Raw genomic sequence first — 8288 nt, 5'->3', positions numbered from 1 at the left:
ACCAGCTCCGACCCGAAGGCGGGATCCGCCGGCTCCCACGCTCCTTCCTCCATCGGCGCCGGGACCACGGCCAGCAGGGTGAGCCCGTGCGCCGCGGCCCGCCGCCGGAGGGGGATGGGATCGGGCGCCATCAGGCGAAGCGCGGGTCCGAAAGCAGGGCGTACACCTCCGTCTGCGGCTCGGGCGTCGTCACCTCGGGCCCGTCCGGCCCCATGTACACGTCCACCTCCGAACGGAAGCCGACATCGCCTGGAAGATAGATCCCCGGCTCCACGGAGAAGCCGATGCCCGTGATCAGCCGGCGGGTGTCGCGCGATTCCAGGTTGTCGATGTTGGGCCCCGACCCGTGCAGCTGCCGGTCGATGGAGTGCCCCGTGCGGTGGATGAACGCGTCGCCCCAGCCCCGCTCGGTGATGACGTTGCGCGACGCGTCGTCGGCCTCGTAGCCTGCGACCGGCTCGCCCGCGTCCCAGCGGCGCCGGACCAGGTCGATGGCGGCCAGCCGCGCGTCGCGGACGGCGGCAAAGATCTCGGCGATGCGCTCGGGAACCTGCTCGCCCGCGTAGCCCATCCACGTCTGGTCGGCGTAGATGGCCTCGACACCGCCTTCCTTGCCGTACAAGTCGATCAGCACCAGGTCGCCGCGCTTGATCTCCGAGTGCTTGTCGGCCGAGGGCGCGTAGTGCGGGTTGGCGGCGTTTCCGTTGACGCCCACGATGGAGTCGGCGCCCACGACGATGCCGCGGCGCGCGAACTCGTCGGCGATCCACCGGCGCACCTCCCACTCGGTGATGCGCTTATCGTGGCGGATGGCGTCGGCGATCATGCGGAAGGCGGCGTGCGCCGTCTCGTACACGACCGTCGCGGCGCGGTGGTGGCTGGCCAGCCCCTCCGGGGTCCACCGGGCGTAGAAGGCGCTCACCAGGTCGGCGGAGGTCACCACCTCGGCGCCGGTGGCGCGCACCATCTCGATGACGCCGCCCGGAACGCGGTCCACGTAGGGAACGGCGTCGCCCGGGGCGTACTCCATCGCCACGCGGGGGTTGCCTGCCAGCAGCTGCGCCAGGCGGCTCTCCAGCTCCCGCCACGACGAGTACGGCCAGTTCTCGCCGATCCACCCCGTCCACGGCTGCTGCTCGATGCGGTGGGTGAGCGCCACGGGCTCGCCCTCGGCGGGGATCCAGACGAAGTAGCGCCGGGTCATCGCGGGCAGGCCCAGCAGCTCGCCGGCGATGGGGTTGCTGCCCAGGAAGTTGAAGAGCAGCCACCCATCCACCTTCAGGGCGCGCAGCTCTTCGCGCACGCGGTCGACGGTTTCGCGGCTGAGCTGGACGGTTGCTTCGACGACGGCCATCTCGGGTCTCGTTCAGGTTGTGGCGGCCGGCGCATCCGGGGCCGGCCACTTGGTTCCCTTGATCAGCGAAAGCCCCAGCACCCGTTCCCGGGTGAGCAGCCGGTGAATTTCGCGCTCACGCAGCACGGCGCCCCGCACCCCGCTCCATCCCCAGCGGCGGAACGCGCGGCGGAGGATGTCGAACCGTTCGCGCGCCGAGAAGATCTCGCTGAAGTCGGGAAAGGGCCCGCCCGCGGCCGGCCGGAAGGGCGACGGCGCGTCGGACCAGTCCTCCACCGTCAGGTCTACCACGCCGGCGTCGCGCAGCAGCTGCTTCCATTCCACCAGGATCATGGGCCGCGCGCCCAGGTGCTGCACCAGGATCTCGCGGCGGGCGGGGTCCACGTGCCCCGTCCAGATCAGCTGCACCAGCACCACGCAGCCGTGCGGCTTCACCACGCGCGCCAGCTCGCGGACGGCGCGGGCGGGGTCGGCCTCGGCGGCCAGGCCGATCTCGCCGATGGCCACGTCGAAGGTGCCGTCCTTGAACGGCAGGTCGTCAAGCGCCGCGGTTTCGAAGGTGAAGCGGCCATGCACGCCGCTTTCGCGCGTCCGCGCCTCGGCCTGGTCCACCAGCACCCGGTCGGGGTCGATGCCCACCCCGCCGCACCCGAACGTTTCGGCCAGGAAGATCGAACTGATGCCCCGCCCGCAGGCCGCGTCGATCACCTCGTGGCCGGCGCCCAGCTCCGTGAGGCGGCCGATCTGGCGGTACAGCTCTTCGCCCCCGGGCGGGAAGACCGCGTCCCGGCTGAGGCGGACCAGGTCGAGCATCGACGGCCCACCTTCCCGCGGCGGCGGTGGTACTGGCAGATCGTGCGGATCGCGCGCAGGCATGGCGAACAGTATAGGTTCGCCGGTGGGCCCGTCGCCAGCGGGCGCCAGTATCGGCCAGGGCGCGGCACCGATCATCATCCCATCCGCCCCAGGCTGTCGGCGCGTGCCGCAACGACGGACGGGCCGGCTCCCGCGCGGGGAGCCGGCCCGTTCTTCACCTCGCATCCGCCACCTCTGCGCGGCCGCGGGCGCCCGAGGCTCGTCGTTCAGTCGGGGATGGGGAGCGGGTCCGACACGATGTCGTCGGAGGTGCCCTGGCGGCGGTCGGGGCCGGTGGAAAGGACGTGGAACGTGCCGGCCCGGCGCCGCAGCAGGAACTTGCGGCCCCAGGGGTCCAGCGTGGCGTCGTCGCGTCCGGGGTACATCCGCTTGAGGATGCCGGCCAAGTCGCGCGGCTGCGGCGCCTCGCCCGTGCGGTGGATTTCCTTTTCCACCAGCCGCGCCATGTTGTTGACGCGGTCGCCCACGGTGATCCGTCGGAGGGGGTTCACCAGCGGCTCGACGTGCGGTGCGGCGCGCGTGCGCAGCGCGGGCGAGACCAGGAGCAGGAGGGCGGCGACCGCGGAGAACTTCAGCAGGGCACCCACGATGGTGCGCGGGGCGAAGATGATGCGGGGGCGTGTCATGCGAGGCGAGTGGGGCGGGGTTCCTTCACACTGCTACCCGGGCGAGCAGCAGGCGTCCGCCCAAAACTCGCCGGTGGCGGGAATTGGCGCAAGGTCCCCTCGCGCCATCCGTTCCCCCGCCCTACGGTCCGGACGCGGCCTGGTCGCGGGCCTTTTCGGCCAGGCGCTCGCGGATGCGCGCGGCCACCACGTCGATCCCCGCGCGGTTCTGCCCGCCGCGGGGAATGATGACGTCGGCGTAGCGCTTGGAGGGCTCCACGAACTCGAAGTGCATGGGGCGCACGGTGGTCAGGTACTGCTCGATCACCGAGTCCAGCGAGCGGCCGCGCTCTTCCAGGTCGCGGCGCAGGCGGCGGATGAAGCGCACGTCGGCGTCGGTGTCGACGAAGATGCGCAGGTCGAACATCTCGCGCAGCCGCGGCTCGGCGAAGAGCAGGATGCCGTCCACCAGGATCACGTCGCGCGGCTCCGTGCGGATGGTTTCCTGGGCGGGCGTGTGGCGGGCGAAGTCGTACACCGGCTTGTCGATGGCACGCCCCTCCACCAGGTCCGTCAGGTGCGCGATCAGCAGGTCGTTGTTCAGCGAGTTCGGGTGGTCGAAGTTGACGCCGGCCCGCTCCTCCAGCGAAAGGTGCGACAGGTCCCGGTAGTACGAGTCGTGGTCGATGAAGACGGCCGAATCCAGGTGCAGCGAATCGTAGATGCGCCGCGCCACGGTGGTCTTGCCCGACCCCGTTCCCCCCGCGATGCCGATCAGGAACGGCTTCATCGCGCCAGCGCCTCCATCCCGAAGCAGCACAGCGCCGTCCGGCATTCCGTCACGATCACCGCCAGGGGACGCGGCCCCGTCCCGGCGGCCGTGAAGGTGAGCAGCGGAACGTCGCCGGTGCTCACGTCCTCGCCCAGCACGCGCTGCCCGTCGACCGCCTGCGTCAGCAGCTGCGAGATGCCGTCGCGCGTCGACTGGGCGCGCACGGCGGCGGGAAGCGCCGCGAGGGCGGCGAATGCGATCAGGATCCTGCGCATGACCTGCCTGGTGGGTACGGCTGGAACCGGAGGGCCGCAAGCTAGCCGCCCCCGCCCCGCCCCGGCAAGCGCGCCCCGCCGGTTGCCGAGCGCCACCGGGCCGCCCTAGCTTGCCCGGCAACCATCTACCGGAGGAACCTCGATGACGCGTTGGTCCCCAGCGCTTTTCGCCGCGCTCTCCCTGGCGGCGTGCACGACTCCGCAGGCAGGGCCGGTGGTGGGCCCGGCGCCCGTGACGGGCCGCCTGGAGCGGCCCATTCCCTACCCCGTCACCCCGCCCGCCGGCCACCAGCGCGCCGTGGACCGAGGCACGCGCACGCCGACGGGAGCGCCGGGTGCGCGCTACTGGCAGAACCGCGCCGACTACGCCATCCGCGCCCGCGTGCTCCCCGCGCAGAAGCGGCTGGAGGGGAGCCAGGTGATCACCTACACCAACAACTCGCCCGACGCGCTCGCGCAGCTGCACGTGGACCTGACGATGAACCACCACGCGCCGGGCGTGGTGCGCAACGAGCCGGCCGAGGTCACCGGCGGCGTCACCCTCACCCGCGTCGCCGTGGGCGGGCAGGCGCTGTCCGCGGGCGGCACCCAGGGGGCGCGCTACGTGGTGAACGGCACGCGGATGGTGATTACCCCCGCGGCACCGGTGCAGCCGGGCGCCACGGCGCGCATCGAGGTGGACTGGGGCTTCACCGTTCCCAAGGAGGGCGCCGGCGGCCGGATGGGATGGGACGCCGACAACCTGTTCTTCTTCGCGTACTGGTATCCGGCGATGGCCGTGTACGACGACGTGGTGGGATGGCACCCGGACCCGTTCCGCGGCACGGCCGAGTTCTACGCCGACTTCGGCAGCTACGACATCACCGTCGAGGCGCCCGCGCAGTGGGTGGTGTTCGGCACGGGCGCGCTGCAGAACCCGCAGGAGGTGCTGGCCCCGGCCGTCCTGGCCCGCTACCGCGCGGGAATCCAGAGCGACACCGTCGTCCACGTGCTGACGGAGGCGGATTTCGGGCGTGCCACGCAGCCCGGCCAGGCGGGCGTGCTCACCTGGCGCTTCCGCGCCGACAGCGTCCGCGACGCCGCGTTCAGCGTCACGCGCGAGTCCAACTGGGACGCCACCCGCACCTCCGTGGGCGACCGCGACGGCGACGGGCGCGCGGACCACGCGGCCATCCACGCCTTCTGGCGCCCCAGCGCGCCCCGCTGGCGCCACGTGGCGCGCTACGAGCAGCACTCCATCCGCTTCCTTTCCGGCTACACGGGCGTGCCCTATCCCTGGCCGCACATGACGGCGGTGGAGGGACAGGGCATCGTCGGCGGGGGGATGGAGTACCCCATGATGACGCTGATCGGGGGATACACGGCGCAGGGCGACTCGGCGCTGTACGCGGTGACGGCGCACGAGCTGGCGCACATGTGGGTGCCCATGATCGTGAACGTCGACGAGCGCCGCTACTCGTGGATGGACGAGGGGATGACCACATTCCACGAGGCCCAGGCCCGCCGGGACACCTTTCCCGGGACCACGCCCGAGCTGGAGGACCGCGCTTCGTACCTGGGCACGGCCCGCGCCGGCGCCGAGGGCGAGATCATGCGGCGCAGCGACTTCCACTACACCTCCGCGGCGTTCGGCACGGCGTCGTACCCCAAGCCGGGCACCGTCTTCGCCACCCTGCGCGGGCTGCTGGGCGAGCAGACGTTCAACCGTGCGTGGACCACCTTCCACAACCGCTGGAAGTTCAAGCACCCCTACCCGTGGGACTTCTTCAACACGGTCGAGGAGGTGGCGGGCGAGGACCTGGATTGGTTCTGGCGCACCTGGTTCTACGAGACCTGGACGCTGGACCACGCGGTCGCCAGCGTGACGGAAACGGACCGCGGCGCCACGATCGTCGTCGAGGACCGGGGCCTGGCGCCCATGCCGGCGCGCGTCACCATCACCCGCCAGGACGGCGGCACGCAAACGGTGGAGGTGCCGGTGGAAGAGTGGCTGTCGGGCCGCAAGTCGGCGACGCTGACCCTTCCGCCCGGGGGCGGCTCGCCGATCGTGCGGGTGGAGATCGACGCGGAGAACGTGTTCCCGGACGTGGACCGCCAGAACAACGTGTGGACGCGCCCCTGATCGCTTCCGCACGTTCACGAGGGCCCGCCCGGGAGCGTTCCGGGCGGGCCCTCGTCGGTTTCCGTCCTTGCGCGTGCCGTCCACGCCGCAGAGCTTGCGACGGCACCGGGGCGCATCGCGTCGCAGCCTTCCACCCGCAGCAGAGATTCACGTGAGCAGATCCCTTCCCCGTATCGCCGCCCCGGCCCTCGCCGCCGCGCTCTCCGCCTGCGCGGCGCCGGCGGCGGGCCCGGCGCCCGTGCCCGGCCCGGTGTCCCCGACCGGAACCGCCATCACCGCGGCCGACCTGCGCCACCGGATGGAGATCGTGGCGCACGACAGCATGCAGGGGCGGGACGTGGGCACCCCCGGCATCCGCAAGGCGGCCGACTACCTGGTGGCGGAGATGACGCGGCTGGGGCTGCGCCCCGCGGGCGATGGCGGCTCGTGGTTCAACGCGGTGCCGCTGGTCCGCATGCGCGCGGAGGCGGAGGTGAGCCTCGGCGGACGCACGCTAGGCGCGGACGTGATCGTCCCGGTCAGCGGCACGGGAGGGCTCCCCGCCAACACGCGCCAGCAGGCGGCGGGGCGGCTGCTGTACGGCGGGTGGATCGTGGATCCCTCCGTTTCCCAGGCGGAGGAACTGACGGCGGAGCAGATGCGGGGCGGCGTGCTGATCCTGCGGATGGGCGTGGCGCCCGGCGCGCAGCCGGGGCAGCCGCGCTACAACGTGGGCGCGCTGCTGGGCCCCGGGTCGCCGCTCGCCGGCGTGATCATGATCGCCGAGGGAGACCTGGAGCAGTTCTGGGCCTACGCGCAGGGGATCGCCCGCAACGGCAGCGTGGCTCCCGCGGACAGCGCCGCGCCCGCCGCGGGCGAACTGCCCACCGTGTTCCTGACGGACCCGGCGGGCGCGGAGCGGATGATCGGCCGGCCGCTCGCGCAGGCAACCCGCCCCCTGCCCGACCTGGGCGCGTTCCGCTACGCCATCCGCCGCACCAGCTCCCCCATCGAGGCGTTCAACGTGGTCGGCGTGCTCCCCGGCGCGGACGCGGCGCGCCGGGGCGAGTACGTGGCCATCGGCTCGCACTACGACCACGACGGGATCGGGCAGCCGGTGGGTGGCGACTCCATCTACAACGGCGCCGACGACGACGGCAGCGGCACGGTGGCCATGCTGGAGATCGCCGAGCGCCTGGTGCGGCAGCCGCCCGCGCGGTCCGTCCTTTTCGTCTGGCACACGGCCGAGGAGAAGGGACTGCTGGGCTCGGAAGCGTTCACGCGCACGCCCACGGTGCCGCGCGAGTCAATCGTCGCGCAGCTGAACATCGACATGATCGGCCGCAACGCGCCCGACTCGCTGTACCTGGTGGGCTCGCGGCGGCTATCGACCGAGTTGGGCGAAGTGGTGGAGGCGGTCAACCGCACGCGGCCACGGCCCTTCGCCTTCGACTACTCGTTCGATGCGCCCAACCACCCGGAGCGCATCTACTGCCGGTCTGACCACTACAATTACGCGCGCTACGGCATCCCGGTGACGTTCTTCACCACCGGGCTTCACGACCAGTATCACAAGCCGCAGGACGAGGCCCACCTGATCGACTACGACAAACTGGCGCGCGTCACGCAGCTGATCGCCGACATCGGCGTGGAGGTGGCCAACCACCCGGCGCGGCCGCGGGTGGATAAGCCCGTTCCGCCCCTCGGAACGCCCTGCACCTGACCTGAACGGCTGAGGGCACGGAAGCCATCGAGGAAAGCCTCCTCCGTGTTCTCCGTGCCCCCCCGTGAGGCGCAGTTCCGCGCGTCAGCGTGCGCGGATCTGCACGACTAGCGAACGGAGCCAGGGCTCGCGCATCTCCGGGCGCCCCACCAGCTCCGCACAGAACCGCTCCCGTTCCTCGCGCGTGCGGCCTCGCTCGTGGAACCTTACCGCAAGCCGGAGCGCGCGCAGGTGCTCGGGGTCGCGCGGCGGCTGGTGCATGTCGTCCGATCCCCACCGCGCCTGGCTGTGCGAAGGCACCGTCTTCTCCTGGCTGTCCCCCCACGTGGTCCACGTCCAGTACGGCAGCGAAAGCCCTCTCAGGGCGCTCCGCGGATAGTCCTTTCTCCACTCGACGCGCTGGAACCATCGCCACGCGTTGGGGCTGTTCTTTCCGCGCTCGGTGATCCCCACGAATCGCACCCGCCGTCGCACGGCTTTGACGTCCACCCCCTCGTCCCGCGCCCATCGCCCCAGTTCGTCGGAGAGCCGCCCGAAGGTGGCGCCGCTGTGAACCAGGTCCACGAAGCACACCGGCCGGGG

General features: G+C 71.9%; 7 protein-coding genes and 1 pseudogene. 2 read left to right on the top strand and 6 right to left on the bottom strand.

What is annotated here, in order from left to right:
- Positions 1–130: 130 nt before the first annotated feature.
- The 5 genes from VIB55_RS24190 to VIB55_RS24170 all read right to left on the bottom strand — a co-directional run bounded on the left by VIB55_RS24190 (position 131) and on the right by VIB55_RS24170 (position 3882).
- Entirely contained in the window at positions 131–1354 is a 1224-nt protein-coding gene (locus VIB55_RS24190) for a Xaa-Pro peptidase family protein (protein WP_331879253.1), read from the bottom strand.
- A 12-nt stretch (positions 1355–1366) separates the two neighbouring features.
- Positions 1367–2167 carry a class I SAM-dependent methyltransferase gene (locus VIB55_RS24185; protein WP_331879252.1) on the bottom strand — a complete coding sequence of 267 codons (801 nt, stop codon included), beginning with the start codon at positions 2165–2167 and terminating at the stop codon, positions 1367–1369.
- Between the two features lie 269 nt (positions 2168–2436).
- Positions 2437–2856: a type II secretion system protein GspG gene (locus VIB55_RS24180; protein ID WP_331879251.1), complete on the bottom strand. Its 420-nt coding sequence runs from the start codon at positions 2854–2856 to the stop codon at positions 2437–2439.
- Between the two features lie 121 nt (positions 2857–2977).
- Positions 2978–3625 (bottom strand): uridine kinase, encoded by a 648-nt coding sequence (udk, locus tag VIB55_RS24175; RefSeq protein WP_331879250.1) that lies wholly within the window; start codon positions 3623–3625, stop codon positions 2978–2980.
- Positions 3622–3882, bottom strand: coding sequence for a hypothetical protein (locus VIB55_RS24170; protein ID WP_331879249.1), 261 nt, complete (start codon positions 3880–3882; stop codon positions 3622–3624). Before VIB55_RS24170 ends, udk begins: the two co-directional genes overlap by 4 nt.
- A 142-nt stretch (positions 3883–4024) precedes the next feature.
- On the opposite strand from VIB55_RS24170, the gene VIB55_RS24165 reads away from it, so the two are divergent.
- Positions 4025–6004: a M1 family metallopeptidase gene (locus VIB55_RS24165; RefSeq protein ID WP_331879248.1), complete on the top strand. Its 1980-nt coding sequence runs from the start codon at positions 4025–4027 to the stop codon at positions 6002–6004.
- A 151-nt stretch (positions 6005–6155) separates the two neighbouring features.
- Positions 6156–7706, top strand: a complete 1551-nt coding sequence (locus tag VIB55_RS24160; RefSeq protein ID WP_331879247.1) for a M28 family metallopeptidase — start codon at positions 6156–6158, stop codon at positions 7704–7706.
- Between the two features lie 84 nt (positions 7707–7790).
- Here the strand turns inward: VIB55_RS24160 and VIB55_RS24155 are convergent.
- A pseudogene (locus VIB55_RS24155) lies at positions 7791–8288 on the bottom strand (hypothetical protein); the annotation flags it as partial.

The organism is Longimicrobium sp. (assembly GCF_036554565.1).
Lineage (GTDB): Bacteria > Gemmatimonadota > Gemmatimonadetes > Longimicrobiales > Longimicrobiaceae > Longimicrobium.
Note: the sequence above shows the minus strand (reverse complement) of the source record. Positions and strands in the feature narration are given on the sequence as shown.

Excerpts from the sequence above, each read along its gene's own strand:
- VIB55_RS24190 (WP_331879253.1), bottom strand. The coding sequence starts at position 1,354 with ATGGCCGTCGTCGAAGCAACCGTCCAGCTCAGCCGCGAAACCGTCGAC.
- VIB55_RS24185 (WP_331879252.1), bottom strand. The coding sequence starts at position 2,167 with ATGCTCGACCTGGTCCGCCTCAGCCGGGACGCGGTCTTCCCGCCCGGG.
- VIB55_RS24180 (WP_331879251.1), bottom strand. The coding sequence starts at position 2,856 with ATGACACGCCCCCGCATCATCTTCGCCCCGCGCACCATCGTGGGTGCC.
- udk (WP_331879250.1), bottom strand. The coding sequence starts at position 3,625 with ATGAAGCCGTTCCTGATCGGCATCGCGGGGGGAACGGGGTCGGGCAAG.
- VIB55_RS24170 (WP_331879249.1), bottom strand. The coding sequence starts at position 3,882 with ATGCGCAGGATCCTGATCGCATTCGCCGCCCTCGCGGCGCTTCCCGCC.
- VIB55_RS24165 (WP_331879248.1), top strand. The coding sequence starts at position 4,025 with ATGACGCGTTGGTCCCCAGCGCTTTTCGCCGCGCTCTCCCTGGCGGCG.